A 16,872-nucleotide genomic window follows, 5' to 3' on the forward strand; every position below is an offset into this window, starting at 1 on the left:
CGCAACTGGCCCGGGCGACGGAAGACCTGCACTGGACACCGGCCGGCATCCTGCACCGCCGCTTTCTCGGCTGGGTGCGATGAGCATCCTGCGGCCCGGGGACGAAAAGTTCCACTACAGCGACGGCTCCCACCGGTGGATCCCACCGAACCCGGACTACGACCAGGAAATCTGGGACGAGCAGGTCCGCCAGCACAATCAGGGCCACCTGAGAAACGAGCGCCCAAAGGTCCGCATCCAGCGCCTCGTCTGATGCCAGCAGTACAGCAGCGAAGTACAGCAGCGGTGCCAGCCGAACCGGACCGAGACGAGCGTCACCAGGCCCGTTGACCTCGCATCAAGCCTGATCCGACCCGCTCGCCGAGAGTTCACACCGAAGAGGTCACTGGTTCGATCCCAGTATCGCCCACTGTCCTCCTGTGCTCCTACTTTGCCGGACGTGAATGATGAGCTGACGTGAATCGACCGGATCATCGACCTGACCGGATGGCGTCACAAGCCTGAGGGTGGTGCCGGCTGGGAGCGGGTGGAGGCCGAGCTCGGCCTCGTCGGGCCTACTCTCCGCCCGGGCGGCCAGGGAGCATCTGTGCCTGCCACCAACCGGCGGTAGTCCGACATCATCAGCGGGCCAGGTCGGCGATGAGGTTGACGGAACCCGCCACGATCACCACACCGAACACGTACGACACGAAGGCATGGGACAGCACGCTGCCCCGGATCCGCCGATCGCTGATGGTCGTGTCCGATACTTGGTAAGTCATGCCGATCGTGAAGGCGACGTAGGCCAGGTCGCGGTAGGTGGTCTGCCCCTGCACAGGCTGGCCCTCGAAGCCGATCCCCCCGGTTGTTGATCGGAACTGCAGGTCGGCGTAGCGCAGGGTGAAGACCGTGTTGACAACGGTCCACGACAGCAGGACGGTCAGTAGTGCGACGCCGACGAACAGCACCCGCATGGAGCCGCCGTGCCGGCCGGCGAGGCTGAGAGCAACGCCGACACCGAGCAGGCTGGTGACGCCAGCCCCTACCAGCAGCACTGCGGCGGTTACCCGCGTCTCGTCCTCACGCATGGCGATCGTCTCGGTGTGGGAGCTGTCCGCTCGGATGATGACCGGCCAGATTGAGAGGAGGAAGGCGAGCGCGGCGGCGTCCCAGCCCCCGACCGCGGCCAACTCCCACGTCATGAACGGCAGGAGCGCGAGAGCGACAATGAGCCCGATCACGGCGACGATGACGGCTCGCCGCAGGGCAGGGGCGTGCCAGCCTAGGCATCGGTGAAACAACGTCTCCGGGGGCATACCGGTCATCGTCCGAGTGTCTCCCACCGCACCGCATTGCGTGCTCATAGCCGCGCAGAGCGAGCCCGTTGGTCACCTGGATGGCCCACTGATCCAGCAATCGGCATGCCTCTGCGCCGGTAGAGCAGTGCGACCCGACTGCATGCGAGCGAGCGGAACGTCCGCAACTGCCGCGATGCGCGCCCCCGTCGCGGACCGTGAAGGCCTCCGCGACGCGTCATGAGGGGATCGCCGGGCATCAGGTGGGACGCCAGTGTCAAGCATCTCCGGTGACGGAACACAGCCGCTGCCGACCTGTGTGGGACAACTTTCTGTACGTCTATCAAGGCGCCCTGAACGGGCCGCACGCGCCACCGCTGGGCGCGCGCCGCCGCTGCCGCTGTCGCTCTGCGGCCGTCAGTCTGATGCCCGGCGGCTGGCGTGGAAGGCGGGGGGCCCGGAGGGGCCGCCGCAGAACGACAGGCCGTTGACCGGTGGTGTGGCGGGCCCGGCAGCGGCTGTGGCGCGGCGGCCGTCGCAACGCCGCGCCGTATCCTGAACCGCCGCGACGCCGCCCTGCTACCGCTGCAACGCCCGGTAACGCCTGAGCAGAGTGGTGATCTTCTCGTAGTCCTTCGCGCCGTTCAGTTCATCGAGGAGCTCATCAGGGCACAGCTCGTAGAAGTCGCCCCACCAGCGGCGGGCCTTGTTGTCCCAGATGCGGTACCCGCCCGGTACCCCTCGGGCGACGTACCGTCTCCTGCTCACAAACCCCTCCCAGTGCACTCCTGGGCGGCAGCCTTTGTTGTCCCAGATGCGGTACCCGCCCGGTACCCCTCGGGCGACGTACCGTCTCCTGCTCACAAACCCCTCCCAGTGCACTCCTGGGCGGCAGCCTACGAGCACCAAGCGCGCACCGCGACCGGGCTTCTCTGCCCGGTCGCCTCACCTCGTCGGCAGACGAGCGCGCGAAGGTCCGCATTCAGCCGCTCGTCTGATGCCAGCAGTACAGCAGCGAAGTACAGCAGCGGTGCCAGCCGAACCGAACCGAACCGAGCGCCACCAGGCCGGTAGGGCAAGCTCAAGGCCCCTCAATCGAGGGGCTTGACTCGTATCTGCAGATCAGTCGTTTGCCGGAGGCAGCGAGAAGGCAGCAAAGGCTTCAGCACCCGGCGGTCGCGCTCAGCCGTCGAGTGGGTGTAGCGGCTCAAGGTGGTCAAACGTCTGCTTGTGTCCCATCACCTTCGCCACGTCGTTGGGATCAGCTGCTGCGTGGGGCGTACATGATGATGGTGACGCCGAGGAGGCAGATGGCCGCGCCGATGGTGTCGTAGCGGTCGGGGCGGAACTTGTCGACGATCATGCCCCAGGCGAGGGAGCCCGCGACGAAGACGCCGCCGTAGGCGGCGAGGATGCGGCCGAAGTTCGGGTCGGGTTGGAAGGTGGCGACGAAGCCGTAGCACCCGAGCGCGACGACTCCGGCGGCGATCCACAGCAGCCCTCGATTCTCCCGCCAGCCCTGCCAGACCAGCCAGGCGCCGCCGATTTCGGCGACCGCGGCGAGTAGGAACAGCAGAATTGAGCGGGCAACGGTCATGCGTCGGACGGTAGCTGGACCACGCGGCGGCCGTGCTGGTCGGGCTGGTCGCACGAGCAGTTGCCGCCGGAACAGCCGGCGGTGCGGGTACGTCTGCCGGCCCACCACCAGGACAGGCCGGCGAGCACGGCCAGGGCGATGGCGACACCGGGCATGAAGCGGTTGGCCGCGGCCCACCCGGCACCGCCGAGTCCGGCGGCCAGCAGCGGCGGCAGCACGCAGCAGGCGGCGCAGGCGGTCGCTGCGAGTCCCGTCATGCCGGAGGGGAGCAGGCGGCGCAGCCGGTCAGCAATGGTCGGCACGGTCATCTCCTTCGGCGAGCTCAGCAAATGGCAGGGGGCAGCAGGAGCTGCCGGCGCAGGCGATCAGGTCGTCACAGCCGGCCGAGATGGCGGCGCGCAGGGTGTCGCGGATGACGGTCAGGTCCGCCAGCTTCTGTTCCACCTCGACGAGCTTTTCGCCGGCCCGTGTCTGTAGGCCCGTGTCCGGTCGACTGCCGTGGTGGTGGCGGCCGGTGTCGAGCAGGTCGGCGACCTCGTTGAGGGTGAATCCGAGGCGTTGCGCGGTCTTGATGACCCGCAGCAGGGTCACCGACTCGACCGGGTAGAGCCGGTGCCCACCGGGGGACCGCTGCGGGGAGGTGAGCAGGCCGCGTCGTTCGTAGTAGCGCAGGGTCTGCACGTTCACCCCGGCCGCGTCGGCCAGTTGGCCGCTGCGCAGTCCTGCATCGGTCATCGCTCGCCCTGAGCTGACGCGGCACGCTCGGCGAGGCCATCGAGCACGTCGACGTGTGCCGCCGATACCCGCACGTCCAACGTCAGCGCCTCCGGGCCGGACCGGGACAGGTCGAAAGCGAAGAACGAGCAGCAGGACGACTCGCGGACCGTCAGGTCCCGCGCCGTCTCCTCTATCTGGACGGCACTGGCGAGGTGCAACCGCAGGTGCTCCGCCGACAACCGGTCGACACCCCGCACCGCATCGCGGAAGAACTGATCGAACTCGGCGAGCCGCAGCGGCCGTTCCGCCGTCGGCAGGGTGCAGGCATCCGGCACCCAGGCGCTGTCCGCCGTGATGTGTTGGTCGCTCATACCACGACGGTAAGCCTGTACCTGGGTACCAGATGCAAGCCCGATGCTGAAGGGCCGTGCGCCAGGGCGAGTGAACCAGGGTGCGGGGAGGCTGGCGGTGCTGATCATCTAGGGTGCTGCCATGATCGACTTTACCAACGGCGCCGTCTTCAAGCTGGGTCCGGGCAACGCGGACAAGATCGGCCCTCTGGTTGCGCCGCTGCTGATTCCGGGGGAGGAGCTGCTCTCCTGCTTCGAGGCGATGCGGGACTTCGTGGTCTTCACCAGCAAGCGGCTGATCGCCGTGGACGTGCAGGGCTTCAGCGGCAAGAAGCGCGACTTCACCTCTCTGCCCTACAGCAAGATCCAGGCGTTCTCCGTCGAGACGGCCGGCTCCTTTGATCTCGACGCCGAACTCGACCTGTGGTTCAGCGGGCTCGGCAAGGTCCGACTCGAGTTCAAGTCGAGCTGCGACATCCGAGCGGTCGGCCAGTTGGTCGCGACCCACGTTCTCTGAGAGGGACCAGCGGACCGCGTTCTACGGCCTGGCACACCAGGCACGGCCGTCGAGCAGCGAAACCGGCGAGCACGAGCGGACGACCGCGGACCCGCACATCACCTCCACCAGTCGACGCAGGTCAGCGTCCAGAAGTCCACGAGGGCCCGCCGCCGGGTAGGTCGGGGCGACCGAGGGGCTCGGAGCCGAGCCCTTCGGTCGCCCCGGCGAGCGAGGGCAGGTGCGCCCGCCCGGAACACGCTCACTCAGCGCATCGACCGGAAGCCCGCCCGCAGCTCCTGGACGAAGGCCTTCGGCTGCTCCCACGCCGCGAAGTGCCCGCCCTTGTCGAGCTGGTTGTAGCAGGAGGCCCAGATCGCCAGGCTGGCCAGAGACGGGCACACCAACTCGGAGATCGCCGCCCAGCTGTTCATCAGTCCACGCACGGTGGAGTGGCACCTCGGCAAGGTGTTCACCAAGCTCGGGGTCAGCCCTCGCAGACAGCTCCGCTCGGCGCTGTCCGCCCCGAAACCGGCGGCGCCACCGGCGTCACGACCCGTGGGCCACCGAGAAATCGCGGCGGGTCACTCGGCCGCGACCCGCGGGGCGAGACCTCGCCACCCACGCCCGTGAACCGTCCGGCCGTGGGGTGCGGATAACAGGTGACGCTTCCCGACTCCGCGAAGGGCCCTACATGAAGCACCTGCGACGAGTGAAGGATGTCGACGTCGGCGCGGTGACGGACGCCGCGATCATCGCGCGGTCCGTGCAGGAACCGGAGACCTTTTCGACGATCTTCGACCGGCACGCGCCGTACATCCATCGCTACCTGGCCCGGCGCCTCGGTGCGCCGGCCGCGGACGACCTGGTCGCTGAGACCTTCCTCGCGGCGTTTCGTCGTCGGGATCGATTCGACCTCAGCTGTCCGAACGCCCGGCCCTGGCTGTACGGGATCGCCACCAACATCGCCGGCCAGCACCGGCGGGCGGCGGAGCGCGAATACCGGCTACGGCAGGCGTACGTCCCGGCGACGAGCGAGGCGTCACATGCCGACCGGGTCGCCACCGTGGTGACCGCGCAATCGCTCCGCCGACTTCTCCTCGATGCGTTGGCCGTGCTCTCCGACGGAGATCGCGATGTGTTGCTGCTGATCGCCTGGGAGGGACTGACGTACGAGGAGGTTGCCGCCGCACTGGCGATCCCGGTCGGCACCGTGCGATCACGACTCAACCGAGCCCGCAGGCTGCTCCGTGAGCAGTTGGGCGGCGAACCGGCCAGCACGATCGAGGAGGCACTGAGCAATGGATGAGATGCGACTGCTCCAGCAGCTCGGCGACGAGACCGAGCTGCCGACGGCCGAGCGGTTGAGCGCGGCTCGCACCCGGCTGACGACCGCGATGACGGCGGAGTCGTCCGTACCCCTGACGCCGACCGTGCCCTCGACGCGTCCTCGGCCGAGGCGACCGGCCTGGCGGCTCGTGCTCAGCGGGGTGGTGTCGGCGGGCGCCGCGGCGGCGCTCGTTTCGGTACTGGTGCTCGCGCCGGACCGGTTCGGTGGCGACACGCCGGCCGCGCGGGCCGATGCCAGCCAGGTGCTCCGGAACGCGGCAACCGCCGCCCTGCGAGTGCCCGACGTCGAGCCCCGGCCCGATCAGTTCGTCTACTCACGCAGCCAGGAGGGACCGGGGACGCGGGAGAGCTGGATGTCGGTGGACGGAACCCGGGACGGTCTGGTCATCGAGACCTCTGCCACGGGCCGCACGGAAACAGTCGTGCCGGGCTGCCGGAACGGACGGGCGGCGGCGGTCAAGGGCGGCCAGGTGGTTCCGGGCGTGACCGCGCGGTGCACCCCGGCGCCGGCCTACCGCGCCGACCTGCCCACCGATGCCGACGCCATGCGGACCTTTCTGATCGAGCAGCGCAGCGGTGAACCGGGTGACGCCAATGCCGCCGGCAAGGACGTGCTCTACTACCTCACCGGCAGCTACCTACGCCCTCGAACCCTCGCGGCACTCTACGAGGCCGCGGCGACGACTCCGGACCTGCGAGCCGTGGAGCATGTCAAGGACGGCGCGGGTCGATCGGGCATCGGCATCAGCTGGCCATCGACTCGCGGCTCGGGCGAAATCGTGCTCGTCTTCCACCCCGAGACCTACACCTTCCTCGGCGTGGGCGGCTCGGCGGGATCGTCGGCCGTGCTTGCCCTGGCCATCGTCGACCGAGTCGGTCAGACCAGCTGAATTCCGTCTCACCGGGCGGGCCGCCTCGGCGCGCCCGCCCGGTCTCCGGATCTGACCGGGCGTTCGGGGAGCTTCCGTCAGCGCAGGCCGGCCACCCAGCGCGCATTGCGGACGAACGTGCGGCGGGTGGCGTCGGGGTCGTCGAGGAAGCAGCCGACCATGAGGGCGTCGCGCAGCATGGCGAGGGTCTCGGCCTTGGCGTCGACGTCGTCGCGGCCGGCCTCGGTGAGCAGGCGCCGCAGCTCGGCGTGGAACCAGGCACGGTGCTTGCTGATCACCTGGCGTACCGGGCTCTCGGGGTCGGGGAACTCGCCGGCCGCCTTGATGAACGGGCAGCCGCGCGTGTGGTGTCGGTAGGCGTCGTCGGCGACCCCTTCGATCGCCATCTCGAGCGCGTGGTCGGCGGAGACGGCGCGGCCGAGCCCTTCGTCCCAGAGCGCCCGGATCATCTGGTCCTCGCGTTCGAGGTACGCCACGACGAGCGCCTCCTTGCCGGCGAAGTGGCGATAGAGAGTGGCGCGGGTGACTCCGGCCTCCTGGAGGACGCGGTCGACCCCGACGCTGTTGATGCCGTCGTTGTAGAACAGCCGGCTCGCGGTCGCGAGGAGCTGCTCGCGGGGCGCCGGTCGCCTGGTGCTCGCCATCGTTGCATCCTACACCGCAGACCGATCGTTCTTTCTCTCACTCGGCTACGGCTTGCTGTTAAGCGGGCATTATGGCTAGCTTGGAGGGCGAAGAAAGAACGATCGTTCTTTCTCCCTGCACTCGTAGGAGTCATCGTGGCGACCCGCGTTCTCTTCGTACACGGCCTCTGGATCCACGCTCGCGCCTGGGATCCGTGGCTCGACCTCTTCCGCTCGGCCGGATTCGAGGCGGAGGCGCCGGGCTGGCCCGGTGACGGCGAGACCGTCACCCGGACGCGGCAGCAGCCGCAGCATGTCGCCGGCTACGGCGTCCGCGAGATCGCCGACCACTACACGCGGATCGCGCGGCTCGGCGAGCCGCCGGTCGTGATCGGGCACTCGTTCGGCGGGCTCATCGCCCAGAAGCTGCTCGCCTCGGGCGCGGCCCGGGTCGCGGTGGCGATCGACCCGGCGCCGATCAAGGGCGTCAGAGCGCTGCCGTTCGCGCAGGTCTGGTCGGCGTTGCCGGTGCTCCGCCGCAAGGCCAACCGCGACCGCGCGGTGATGCTCAGCCGCCGCCAGTTCCGGTACCGCTTCGGCAACGCGCTCAGCCGCGAGGAGTCCGACCAGCTCTACGACCGCTGGGCGATCCCCGGCCCGGGCCGGCCGATCTTCGACCTGACGGCGGCGAAGAAGGACCCGGCGTCCCCGGTTGCGGTCGACCTCGACGACCGGAACCGGGGGCCACTTCTGATCATCGGTGGCGGCCGGGATCACACCATCCCCGAGGTGGTGGCGCGGCAGGCGGCCGAGCTCTACCGGCCGGGCGGCAACACCGAGTACCGGAAGTTCGACGATCGCGGCCACTCGCTGGTCTTCGACAGCGGTTGGCGCGAGGTCGCCCAGCCCGTTCTCGACTGGGTGCGTACGCAGACCGCCTGAGCGGCGGCGGCTCAAAGGCCACTTCCTGGAAACGGGAGGTGGCCTTTCAGTCGACGCGGGGAAGCGTGATGGTGAATGTCGTCCCGACGCCGACCTCACTCGCGACCGTGATGGTGCCCTGGTGATCGGTGACGATCTGGCGGGCGATGGCGAGGCCGAGGCCACTGCCCCCGGTACGGCGGCCCCGTGCGGAGTCGGCCCGCCAGAACCGGTCGAACACATGCGGCAGCGCGTCCGCTGCGATTCCCGAGCCGGTGTCGACGACCCGGACGATCGCCTGCGTGTCGGTCCGGCTCGCGACCAGCCGGACGCTGCCGCCCGCAGCGGTCACCCGTAGGGCGTTGGTGACGAGATTGCCCACCACCTGGCGGAGCCGGTCGGGATCGGCGTGTACCGCAACCGGCTCGGCCGCCACGCGCAACGACACCCCGGCCGACTCCGCCCGGGCGTGGTGGGCGGTGCGGCAGGTCTCGAGGAGTTCGGCCAGATCCACCGTGACCCGGTGGTACGCCAGTTTGCCGGCCTCAGCCAGGGCCAGTTCCTGCAGGTCGTCGACGATGCGCTGTTGCAGCATCGCCTCTTCGTGCAGTGACGCGAAGAGATCCTGGTCCGGCGTGATCACGCCGTCGGAGAGCGCCTCGAGATAGCCGCGCAGGTTGGCCAGCGGGGTGCGCAGTTCATGTGCGACGTCGGCGACCAGCCGGCGTTGCCGCTCCTCCCCGCGCTGCAGGGAGTCGGCCATCCGGTTGAACGACCGGGCCAACTCCGCCAGCTCGTCGTTGCCCCGCACCGGGACCCGTCCGGTGAGGTCGCCCCGGCCGAGCCGCTGAGCGGCCGCGGTGAGCGTGTCGATGGGGCGCAGCACCCGCCGGCTCAGCAGCATCGTGCCGATGACCGCGACCGTCGCAACGCCCGCTGCCGCGGCGAGCAGTGGACCGGCGGTCAACACGGACGCCGGATCGCCGCGAGCGCCGAGGTAGACCCGGGCGGGTATCGGCGCGACGTCACTGATCTCGTTGGTGAAGGCCTGGGCCAGGCAGGAATCCAGTGGTTGCACCGTCGAGGTGCCACAGACCTGCACCCGCGCAGCGTCCACCAGGTCCCGGCCCGGCTCGGCCGCGACGTCGCGACAGCCGTCGACGATCTCGTTGACACCCCGGCGACCGCGCCCGTCGGCCTTGCTCAGGTCGGCGTCGAACTGCGGAACTCCCGTGCCGGTGGGTGAAGCGACGACAGGGACGGATTCCCGCGTCAGGCAGGCCGCGAACCGCACGCCGGTACGGTAGGCGGCGATCGCGGCGACCGTGCCTTTCTCCCGGCCTGCCGGCTCCGCTGGCAGTGCGGCCAGATTCAATACCGGCCGCGGGTCGACGAACCCGACCATCGTGCCGAGCGGCCGGGCGGTGCGGTTCTCCTGGGTGTCCGTGTCCACGATCACCTGGCCCGTGTCGGCGACCAGGTGGATCCGCTGACCGGTCTGGGCGCGCAGGTCCCGCACCAGGTCGGGCACGCCCTCCCAGGTGCCGTGCAGGCTGCCGTACGTCCTGAGTCGGGCGACGACCTGGTCGAGCTGCGCCCGGTCGGTGGTGGCCGAGTCGCTGATCTGTTGCGAGGCCTGCCGCAGGGTCAGCCACGCGGTCGCCGCGGTCGCGCTCACCGCGACGAGGACGACCAGCCAGAGCACCCGGAGCCGAAAACTCACCGGCTGGCTCCGGGCGTGCCCTCAGGCGTCGGCGCCGCCGCCAGTTCCGGCTCCGGTTCGGCGAGCCGGTAGCCACGGCCGTAGACGGTGTGCACGTACCGCGGCTCGGCAACGTCTTCCTCGATCTTGCGGCGGAGGTTCATCACGTGCGCGTCGACGGTGCGTTCGAGCACGAAATGATCGAATCCGAAGGCCCGGTCGATGATCTGCGCCCGGGTGAACACCCGCCCGGGCTCGCCGGCGAGCACCTCGAGGATGCCGAACTCCTTGGCCGTCAGGGCGACCGGCCGCCCGCCGACGCGTACCTCGAACCGGCCGGCATCCACCTCGAGGTCGCCGACGCGTAGCACCGCCCGGTTGTCGGCGCTCACCACCCGGGCCCGGCGCAGCAGCGCCCGTACCCGGGCGGCCAGCTCCCGCGGGCTGTACGGCTTGGTGAGGTAGTCGTCGGCACCGAGGTCCAGGCCCAGGAGCATGTCCTCCTCGGTGGTGCGGGCGGTCAGCAGCAGGATCGGGATGTCCGATTCGGCGCGCAGGATCCGGCACACGTCGAGGCCGTCGACGACCGGCATCATCACGTCGAGGACCACCAGGTCCGGCCGGCGGGCCCGGCACTGGTCCAGCGCGGTCCGCCCGTCGCCGACCAGCAGCACGCTGTGCCCCTCGCGTTCGAGATAGACCCGTACCAGGTTGGCCTGCTTGGGGTCGTCCTCGGCGACCAGGATCCGCGCGCTCATGTTTCCCCATTCTGCCTGGTGGTGGCGGGGGTCAAGTAAACCCGAAACCCGTGAAGAACTGATGTGGGCGGGCCCCGGAGAACGGCGAGCGGGATATCCGTACAGCTGGCCCACGGCTTCTTCAAAGGTTCTTCACCACCGGCTGCCTACCGTGCCAGTCATGTCAGTCAGGGGCCGGACATGATCTTCGAACCAGCACATCCAGGCCGCCGCGACGAGCAACAGCGGCGGGCGGTCCGGCGGCGGATCCGGGAGACGCTCGCGGTGCGCCGGGCCGCCGCTGTCGGCGGGCACGGGGCCGCCGAACCGCCGGATGAACCGCCCGTCGAACCCGAGGCTGCCGGGTGACGCCGGGTACGCGTGGTCGGCGCGCGGGGACCGGTGCGATAAACGAGAGCGTCCGGCTGGCCGAGGCCGTGATCGACCTCGCGGCGATCGCGGAGAACATCCGGACGATCGCGGCGATCGCACGTACCGGGCTGATGGCCGTGGTGAAGGCCGACGGGTTCGGGCACGGCGCGGTGCCGGTGGCGCGGGCTGCGGTGGGCGCCGGCGCCGCCTGGCTGGGCGTGACCTCGGCGACGGAGGCGGTGACGCTGCGATCGGCGGGCATCGACGCACCCGTCCTGAGCTGGCTGCACCGGCCGGACGAGGACTTCACCCGCCTGATCGCCGCGGGCGTCGACATCGCGGTGTCGACCCTGACCCACCTGCGCGCGATCGCCGCCGCGGCCACGGATCTCGGTGTGCCCGCCGCGGTCCAGCTCAAGGCGGACGTCGGTCTGTCACGCAACGGTGCCGGCGGCGACGAATGGCCCGAGCTGGTCGCCTGGGCTCGCAAGCACGAGGCGGAGGGCAGCGTCCGGGTACGCGGGGTGTGGTCCCACCTGACGAACGCCGACGTGCCGGGCTGCCCGAGCATCGTCCGGCAGCTGTCGACGTTCCAGGAGGCGCTGCGGATCGCTCGGGAAACCGGGCTCGACCCCGACGTGGTGCATCTGGCGAACTCGGCGGCGGCACTGGCCGCCCCGCAGACCCGGTTCGATCTCTGCCGGATCGGCCTGGCCATGTACGGCGTCGACCCGTTCGGCGCGACCGGCTCCCGCCGTCACGGCCTGCGACCCGCCATGACCCTGCGGTCAAGGGTGATCAACCTGAAGCGCGTGCCCGCCGGTACCGGCGTGTCCTACGGCCCCGATCATGTGACCGATCGGCCGACCACGCTCGCCCTGCTGCCGCTCGGGTACGCCGACGGCCTGTCGCGCACCGCCGAGGGCCGCGCGTGGGTCTGGCTCGCCGGTCGGCGCTGCCCGATCGTCGGGCGCATCGCCATGGATCAGTGCGTCGTCGATGTGGGCGACCTGCCGGTGGCGCTCGGCGATCCGGTGGTCGTCTTCGGTCCCGGCGCCGAGCCCGGCTCGCCCGACCCGGCCGAGCCGACGGCCGCCGAGTGGGCGCGGTGGGCCGGCACCAACCCGCACGAAGTCTTGACCGGAATCGGCGCGCGAGTGGCGCGCGTACACCTACCCCGGGAAGCGGCAACATCATGACTGTTCGTCTGGCGGTGCTGTTCGGTGGGCGCAGCGGGGAGCACGACGTCTCCCGGCGCTCGGCGGAGAGCATCCTCGCCCACCTCGACCCCGCCGCCTACCAGGTGACCGAGGTGCTGATCGAGCGGGACGGCCAGTGGCGGGTGAACGGCGACCGGGCCACGTTCGCGCAGGCGCTGCGGACCCTCGGCGACCAGGACGTGGTGTTCCCGGCGCTGCACGGCCCGTACGGTGAGGACGGCACCGTCCAGTCGATGCTGGAGTGGCTCGGCGTCGCGTTCGTCGGAAATGGTGTCTTCGCCAGCGCCGCGGGGATGGACAAGCCGGTCACGAAGAGACTCCTCGCCGCCGACGGCCTGCGCGTGGCCGACGGGGTGACGCTGCGGCCCGACGAGGAGCTGTCGTCGCGGGATCAGGAGCGGCTGGGGCTGCCCGTCTTCGTCAAACCGGCCCGGGCGGTTCCAGCCTGGGAGTCTCCAAGGTCGAACAATGGGCGCAACTGCCCGCCGCCCTGCGGCTCGCGCGCGAGAGCGACGCGAAGGTTCTCGTCGAACGCGCCGTGCGCGGGCGCGAGATCGACGTCGCGTCCTCCAGCACCCCGACGGTCGCGTCGAGGCCGGGCCGCCGCTGGAGATTCGGGTGGCGAACGCTGCCTTCTTCGACTACGACGCCAAGTACGACGGCGGTGCCGTCTTCCACATTCCGGCCCGACTCGACCCCGGCACCGCCCGACTGCTGCAGGACCGGGCCGTGCAGGCGTTCCACGCGCTCGGCTGCCGTGGGCTGCTCCGCGTCGACTTCTTCCTCCCGGATCCGGACGCCGACCACGGCACAGGGTGGACCGGAGACCACCGGGAGCCGGTGATCAACGAGGTCAACACCTTCCCCGGATTCACCGCCGCCTCCCAGTACCCGCAGATCTGGCAGCGGGCCGGCGTCGGCTACCCGGCACTGCTCGACATCCTCATCCAGGGCGCACTGCACCGACGCGACACCGCCGCCCCCTGCCCGAGTCCCTGCTGATGGCCGTCTACACCGCGGAACATCTCCGTGGTCTCCGCATGATCGTCACGGGCGGCGGAACGGGCGGGCACACCTACCCGGCGCTGACCACGATCCGTACGCTCCGCGACCGGCTGGCGGCCGCCGGCACCGCACCGGACGTTCGCTGGGTGGGCGTCGCCCACGGACTGGAGGCCAGGATCGCCCGGCGGGAGGGCATTCCCTTCACGGCGATCACCACCGGAAAACTGCGCCGCTCGCCGAACCTGCACGAGTGGGGCCGCAACGTCGCCGACGCCTTCCGCGTGCCGGTCGGCGTCTTCCAGGCCATCATGGTCGTGGTGCGCACCCGGCCCGAGGTGGTCTTCTCCACCGGCGGATACGTCTCCGTCCCGATCGGGATCGCCGCCTGGATCACCCGCCGCCCGCTGGTCATGCACGAGCAGATCCTCGCGCTCGGGCTGGCGAACCGGATCCTCGCCCGCCTCGCCGACCGAGTCCTGCTGAGCCACGAGTCCTCCATCGAGCATCTGCCCGCCCGAGCGAGAACTCGCGCGGTGGTCACCGGCAACCCGATCCGGCCCGAGATCCTCACGGGCAACCGCGACCGGGCGCTCGCCGCGTACCACCTGGATCCGCGCCTGTCGCTGGTGTACGTCACCGGCGGCGCCCAGGGCGCCGTCCAGGTCAACAACCTGATCGCCGACATCCTCCCCGGACTCCTGCGGAGATGTCAGGTGCTGCACCAGTGCGGCGACCACTCCCTCGACCGGATGCGGCAGGTCGCGGCCGCCCTCCCGGAACACCTGCGTAGCAGGTACCGGGTCGTCGACTACGTTCACGGCGAGCTGCCCGACGTCCTGAGCGCGGCGGACATCGTCGTCGCGCGCAGCGGCGCCGGCACCGTCGCCGAACTCACCGCCCTCGGCAAGGCATGCGTCTTCATCCCGCTCGTCCCCACCGGCGGCGACGAACAGCGGCGGACCGCACGGCACCTCGCCGAGGCCGGTGCCTCCCGCATGCTCGCCGGCCCCGACGCCTCCGCCAACCGCCTCTACGAGGAGATCATGGTGCTGCTCGACCACCCGGAACGACGCCAGGAGCTGGCCAACGCCGCCCGTCGACACGGCCGGCCCCAGGCGGCCACGGCCGTGGCCAGCGCGATCATCGACGCCGCTGGGCGGTACCGGTCATGATCCTGCTGTCTGATCGGCGAATCTCGGCCATCCCGCTCGGCGACAACGGGGAGGCCCTGGTCGACGTACGCCAGGTCGCGGACCTTCGGGTGGACGACCGGCTGGCCGACGAGGCCGGCGCGTACGCGCACCTGCGCGAGGCGACGGTGCAGCGCCTGCTCGCCGCCCAGCGGACCCTGCCCGGAGGGCTGCGGCTGCTGGTCATCGAGGGGTACCGGCCGCTCAGCCTGCAGACGACCTACTTCGAGAGTTACCAGGACGAACTGCGCCGCAGGTACCCGGAGTGGGACTCGGCGCGCCGGCACGTGGAGGCCAGCAAGTACATCTCGCCGCCCGAGGTGGCTCCGCACAGTACCGGCGGGACGGTCGACCTCACCCTCTGTACGGCCGATGGGACCGAACTGGACCTGGGCACGATCGTCAACGCCAGCCCGGTGGACAGCGCCAACGCCTGCTTCACGGGATCACCCCACATCTCCCCGCAGGCCCGCACCAATCGCGACATCCTGGGCCAGGCGCTGTCGTCTGCCGGCATGGTCAACTACCCGACCGAATGGTGGCACTGGTCGTTCGGCGACCGCTACTGGGCGCTGAGCACCGGGGCCGCCCGGACCCGGTACGGGCCGGTGGATCTGCCGTGAAGCGGCAAGTCCTTTTGTGGCGCGGCTCGGAGTGCGAATCATGGGCGCTTGTGCGGCTCACAGCCAGGGTGGCGGACCCTCGAAGGTGAGGGCGTGCACGTCGAACAGGACCGCCGCCTCCACGCCCAGCGCCGGCCCGCCCTGACGGGCGGCCCAGGTGAGAAGCGGTCCGGGTTCGGGGCCGGCCACGCCCAGGCCATTGGTGTACTCGGCGTGCGCGGCCAGCGAGGCGATACCGCGCTGCAGCGGCTCGCCGGTGACGTCCACGCCGTGGGTGGGGCGCTCGGCGCCGGCGAAGCAGACGTAGCGCACGCCGCCCCAGGGCGGTAGCCCCTCGTCCACCAGTTCTGGGAAGATCCACCGGTTGCCCGCGTCGCGGGCGGCATCCAGCGTGGCCAGCCCCACCGCTCGGTGGTCGGCCTGGTTGGTGATGCCGCCCGTCATCCGGACGGTGAAGGCGCCCGAGACGATGACCTCGGGCCGGTGCCGACGGATCGCCCGTACGATGTCGCGGCGCAGGTCCGGACCGTACTCGACGACCCCGTCGCGGTGGTCGAGGAACTCCACGACATCCACGCCGACCTCCCGGGCCCCGGCGCGCTGCTCCTCCTCGCGCAACGGGGCGGCCTGGTCCGGGTGCATTGCGTCGATTCCTGCGTCGCCCCGGGTGGCCAGCAAATAGGTGACCTGCTTGCCCTGTGCGGTCCAGCGGGCGATCGCCGAGGCTGCGCCGTACTCGATGTCGTCGGGGTGTGCGGCCACCGCGAGGCAGCGCTCCCAGTCCTCTGGCAGTGCCGGTAGAAGCTCATCCACGGTCCACACCGTATTCGCCTCTCCGCCGATCCGTCACCGCCGGACCGGCAACGTTGACCTCCGTCGAGCAGGCGATAATGAGCGGGTGGACTCCAGCCGGCTCCACCCGCAGGCGCGGGCGGCGATGCAGGTCCAGCAGCGTGTCCCGCTCACCCGGGCGACCCTGCCGGCGGCACGGCTCAGCATGGTCGAGGCGACTCCGGCCGAGGTGGGCGGCGGACCCGCGATCCGGTCCGTGGTGAGCGTCGACGCCGGCGGCGTGGCCGCCCGGCTCTACCGCGACGGCGATCACGATGCGCTGCCGGTGGTCCTCTATGCGCACGGTGGGGGCTGGGTGATGGGCAGCGTGGACACCCACGACGGGCTGTGCCGGCACCTGGCGGCCGCGTCCGGCTGGGCGGTGCTCTCCGTGGACTACCGGCTCGCCCCCGAGTATCCCTACCCGGCCGCGGTGGACGACATGGCGCGAGCGCTCACCTGGCTGCGCGGGCCCGGAGCGGCTCGGCACGGCCTCGACCCGGGCCGGATCGCGGTGGCCGGTGACTCCGCGGGAGGGCACCTTGCGGCGGTGACCGCTCGGCGCGCCCGGGATGCGGGGACCCGTCTTGCGGGCCAGATCCTCATCTGCCCGGTCATCGACCCTGCGGCCGACTATCCGGCACTGGACGAGTACGGCCTGGACCGGGAGGAGATGCGGTTCTTCTGGGACGCGTATGCCTCACCCGGCGTGGACCGTACCCAGCCGGATCTGGATCCACTGCGGGCCGACCTCACCGGCCTGCCCCCCGCCGTGGTCATCACCGCCGAGCTCGACCTGTTGTCCGTCGAGGGTGAACGGTACGGGGCCGGGCTGCTGGCGGCCGGCGTTCCCGTCACCGCATCGCGGTACCAGGGACTCATCCACAACTTCCCGCGGAAACTGGCCCTCTTCGACGCCGCCCATGTCGCCCTGGCCCAGTTGGCCGCCGCGCTCCACCGTTGGTGAAAGCGAG

The 16,872-nt window shown here is 70.6% G+C and carries 21 protein-coding genes and 1 pseudogene; 11 read left to right on the plus strand and 11 right to left on the minus strand.

Going from position 1 to position 16,872, the window contains the following annotated elements:
• Positions 1-253, plus strand: a 253-nt coding sequence (locus tag JNW89_RS03860) for a hypothetical protein (protein ID WP_238447730.1), incomplete at its 5' end; no start/stop codon positions are given.
• Positions 254-620: 367 nt separating this feature from the next.
• Here JNW89_RS03860 and JNW89_RS03865 read toward each other — a convergent pair.
• The 6 genes from JNW89_RS03865 to JNW89_RS03890 all read right to left on the minus strand — a co-directional run bounded on the left by JNW89_RS03865 (position 621) and on the right by JNW89_RS03890 (position 3,959).
• Positions 621-1,304, minus strand: a complete 684-nt coding sequence (locus JNW89_RS03865) for a DUF1345 domain-containing protein (RefSeq protein ID WP_238447731.1) — start codon at positions 1,302-1,304, stop codon at positions 621-623.
• Between the two features lie 549 nt (positions 1,305-1,853).
• Positions 1,854-2,042 (minus strand): hypothetical protein, encoded by a 189-nt coding sequence (locus tag JNW89_RS03870; protein WP_238447732.1) that lies wholly within the window; start codon positions 2,040-2,042, stop codon positions 1,854-1,856.
• A gap of 493 nt (positions 2,043-2,535) precedes the next feature.
• On the minus strand, positions 2,536-2,871 hold the full coding sequence (locus tag JNW89_RS03875) for a YnfA family protein (protein ID WP_238447733.1): 336 nt from the start codon (positions 2,869-2,871) through the stop codon (positions 2,536-2,538).
• Positions 2,868-3,173: a hypothetical protein gene (locus tag JNW89_RS03880; protein ID WP_238447734.1), complete on the minus strand. Its 306-nt coding sequence runs from the start codon at positions 3,171-3,173 to the stop codon at positions 2,868-2,870. The genes JNW89_RS03875 and JNW89_RS03880 overlap by 4 nt, the downstream gene beginning before the upstream one ends.
• Positions 3,157-3,606 carry a MerR family transcriptional regulator gene (locus JNW89_RS03885; protein WP_238447735.1) on the minus strand — a complete coding sequence of 150 codons (450 nt, stop codon included), beginning with the start codon at positions 3,604-3,606 and terminating at the stop codon, positions 3,157-3,159. Before JNW89_RS03885 ends, JNW89_RS03880 begins: the two co-directional genes overlap by 17 nt.
• Positions 3,603-3,959, minus strand: a complete 357-nt coding sequence (locus JNW89_RS03890) for a hypothetical protein (protein ID WP_238447736.1) — start codon at positions 3,957-3,959, stop codon at positions 3,603-3,605. The genes JNW89_RS03885 and JNW89_RS03890 overlap by 4 nt, the downstream gene beginning before the upstream one ends.
• Positions 3,960-4,080: 121 nt before the next feature.
• Between JNW89_RS03890 and JNW89_RS03895 the strand changes: the two genes are divergently transcribed.
• Positions 4,081-4,455: a PH domain-containing protein gene (locus JNW89_RS03895; RefSeq protein WP_238447737.1), complete on the plus strand. Its 375-nt coding sequence runs from the start codon at positions 4,081-4,083 to the stop codon at positions 4,453-4,455.
• Between the two features lie 245 nt (positions 4,456-4,700).
• Here JNW89_RS03895 and JNW89_RS38525 read toward each other — a convergent pair whose 3' ends face one another.
• On the minus strand, positions 4,701-4,880 hold the full coding sequence (locus JNW89_RS38525; protein ID WP_375155042.1) for a hypothetical protein: 180 nt from the start codon (positions 4,878-4,880) through the stop codon (positions 4,701-4,703).
• Between JNW89_RS38525 and JNW89_RS38530 the strand changes: the two genes are divergently transcribed.
• The 3 genes from JNW89_RS38530 to JNW89_RS03910 all read left to right on the plus strand — a co-directional run bounded on the left by JNW89_RS38530 (position 4,819) and on the right by JNW89_RS03910 (position 6,674).
• Positions 4,819-5,067 carry a helix-turn-helix transcriptional regulator gene (locus JNW89_RS38530; RefSeq protein WP_375155043.1) on the plus strand — a complete coding sequence of 83 codons (249 nt, stop codon included), beginning with the start codon at positions 4,819-4,821 and terminating at the stop codon, positions 5,065-5,067. The two genes, JNW89_RS38525 and JNW89_RS38530, sit on opposite strands and share 62 nt — an antisense overlap.
• A 61-nt stretch (positions 5,068-5,128) precedes the next feature.
• Complete coding sequence (locus tag JNW89_RS03905; RefSeq protein WP_238447738.1) at positions 5,129-5,743, plus strand: RNA polymerase sigma factor; 615 nt, start codon at positions 5,129-5,131, stop codon at positions 5,741-5,743.
• 1 nt (position 5,744) lies between these two features.
• Positions 5,745-6,674 (plus strand): CU044_5270 family protein, encoded by a 930-nt coding sequence (locus tag JNW89_RS03910; protein ID WP_238447757.1) that lies wholly within the window; start codon positions 5,745-5,747, stop codon positions 6,672-6,674.
• Positions 6,675-6,751: 77 nt separating this feature from the next.
• On the opposite strand, the gene JNW89_RS03915 is transcribed toward JNW89_RS03910, so the two are convergent.
• Positions 6,752-7,318 carry a TetR/AcrR family transcriptional regulator gene (locus JNW89_RS03915; RefSeq protein ID WP_238447739.1) on the minus strand — a complete coding sequence of 189 codons (567 nt, stop codon included), beginning with the start codon at positions 7,316-7,318 and terminating at the stop codon, positions 6,752-6,754.
• A 135-nt stretch (positions 7,319-7,453) separates the two neighbouring features.
• On the opposite strand from JNW89_RS03915, the gene JNW89_RS03920 reads away from it, so the two are divergent.
• Positions 7,454-8,239, plus strand: coding sequence for an alpha/beta hydrolase (locus JNW89_RS03920; RefSeq protein WP_238447740.1), 786 nt, complete (start codon positions 7,454-7,456; stop codon positions 8,237-8,239).
• A gap of 46 nt (positions 8,240-8,285) precedes the next feature.
• On the opposite strand, the gene JNW89_RS03925 is transcribed toward JNW89_RS03920, so the two are convergent.
• Together JNW89_RS03925 and JNW89_RS03930 are read right to left on the minus strand one after the other, a co-directional pair.
• On the minus strand, positions 8,286-9,941 hold the full coding sequence (locus JNW89_RS03925) for a cell wall metabolism sensor histidine kinase WalK (RefSeq protein ID WP_238447741.1): 1,656 nt from the start codon (positions 9,939-9,941) through the stop codon (positions 8,286-8,288).
• The gene (locus JNW89_RS03930) at positions 9,938-10,678 is read right to left on the minus strand and encodes a response regulator transcription factor (protein WP_238447742.1); all 741 of its coding nucleotides are present in this window, start codon (positions 10,676-10,678) and stop codon (positions 9,938-9,940) included. The genes JNW89_RS03925 and JNW89_RS03930 overlap by 4 nt, the downstream gene beginning before the upstream one ends.
• A 416-nt stretch (positions 10,679-11,094) precedes the next feature.
• On the opposite strand from JNW89_RS03930, the gene alr reads away from it, so the two are divergent.
• The 4 genes and pseudogenes from alr (at position 11,095) to JNW89_RS03955 (ending at position 15,067) form a co-directional block, all read left to right on the plus strand.
• Entirely contained in the window at positions 11,095-12,228 is a 1,134-nt protein-coding gene (alr, locus tag JNW89_RS03935) for an alanine racemase (RefSeq protein ID WP_238447743.1), read from the plus strand.
• Positions 12,225-13,251 (plus strand): annotated as a pseudogene (locus JNW89_RS03945) (D-alanine--D-alanine ligase family protein). The gene alr and the pseudogene JNW89_RS03945 overlap by 4 nt, the downstream one beginning before the upstream one ends.
• On the plus strand, positions 13,251-14,426 hold the full coding sequence (locus JNW89_RS03950) for a glycosyltransferase (protein ID WP_238447744.1): 1,176 nt from the start codon (positions 13,251-13,253) through the stop codon (positions 14,424-14,426). Before JNW89_RS03945 ends, JNW89_RS03950 begins: the two are co-directional and overlap by 1 nt.
• Positions 14,423-15,067: a M15 family metallopeptidase gene (locus tag JNW89_RS03955; protein WP_238447745.1), complete on the plus strand. Its 645-nt coding sequence runs from the start codon at positions 14,423-14,425 to the stop codon at positions 15,065-15,067. The genes JNW89_RS03950 and JNW89_RS03955 overlap by 4 nt, the downstream gene beginning before the upstream one ends.
• Before the next feature lie 57 nt (positions 15,068-15,124).
• Here JNW89_RS03955 and JNW89_RS03960 read toward each other — a convergent pair whose 3' ends face one another.
• Positions 15,125-15,880, minus strand: a complete 756-nt coding sequence (locus tag JNW89_RS03960; protein ID WP_238447746.1) for a PIG-L deacetylase family protein — start codon at positions 15,878-15,880, stop codon at positions 15,125-15,127.
• Positions 15,881-15,965: 85 nt separating this feature from the next.
• On the opposite strand from JNW89_RS03960, the gene JNW89_RS03965 reads away from it, so the two are divergent.
• Positions 15,966-16,865: an alpha/beta hydrolase gene (locus JNW89_RS03965; RefSeq protein WP_238447747.1), complete on the plus strand. Its 900-nt coding sequence runs from the start codon at positions 15,966-15,968 to the stop codon at positions 16,863-16,865.
• The last annotated feature ends 7 nt before the right edge of the window (positions 16,866-16,872 follow it).

The sequence above is a fragment of the Micromonospora sp. 4G55 genome (assembly GCF_016803375.1).

What these genes read in the sequence shown, in the direction of transcription:
- JNW89_RS03865 (WP_238447731.1), bottom strand. Translation starts at nt 1,304, where the DNA reads ATGACCGGTATGCCCCCGGAGACGTTGTTTCACCGATGCCTAGGCTGG.
- JNW89_RS03875 (WP_238447733.1), bottom strand. Translation starts at nt 2,871, where the DNA reads ATGACCGTTGCCCGCTCAATTCTGCTGTTCCTACTCGCCGCGGTCGCC.
- JNW89_RS03885 (WP_238447735.1), bottom strand. Translation starts at nt 3,606, where the DNA reads ATGACCGATGCAGGACTGCGCAGCGGCCAACTGGCCGACGCGGCCGGG.
- JNW89_RS03890 (WP_238447736.1), bottom strand. Translation starts at nt 3,959, where the DNA reads ATGAGCGACCAACACATCACGGCGGACAGCGCCTGGGTGCCGGATGCC.
- JNW89_RS03895 (WP_238447737.1), top strand. Translation starts at nt 4,081, where the DNA reads ATGATCGACTTTACCAACGGCGCCGTCTTCAAGCTGGGTCCGGGCAAC.
- JNW89_RS03905 (WP_238447738.1), top strand. Translation starts at nt 5,129, where the DNA reads ATGAAGCACCTGCGACGAGTGAAGGATGTCGACGTCGGCGCGGTGACG.
- JNW89_RS03910 (WP_238447757.1), top strand. Translation starts at nt 5,745, where the DNA reads ATGCGACTGCTCCAGCAGCTCGGCGACGAGACCGAGCTGCCGACGGCC.
- JNW89_RS03915 (WP_238447739.1), bottom strand. Translation starts at nt 7,318, where the DNA reads ATGGCGAGCACCAGGCGACCGGCGCCCCGCGAGCAGCTCCTCGCGACC.
- JNW89_RS03930 (WP_238447742.1), bottom strand. Translation starts at nt 10,678, where the DNA reads ATGAGCGCGCGGATCCTGGTCGCCGAGGACGACCCCAAGCAGGCCAAC.
- JNW89_RS03950 (WP_238447744.1), top strand. Translation starts at nt 13,251, where the DNA reads ATGGCCGTCTACACCGCGGAACATCTCCGTGGTCTCCGCATGATCGTC.
- JNW89_RS03955 (WP_238447745.1), top strand. Translation starts at nt 14,423, where the DNA reads ATGATCCTGCTGTCTGATCGGCGAATCTCGGCCATCCCGCTCGGCGAC.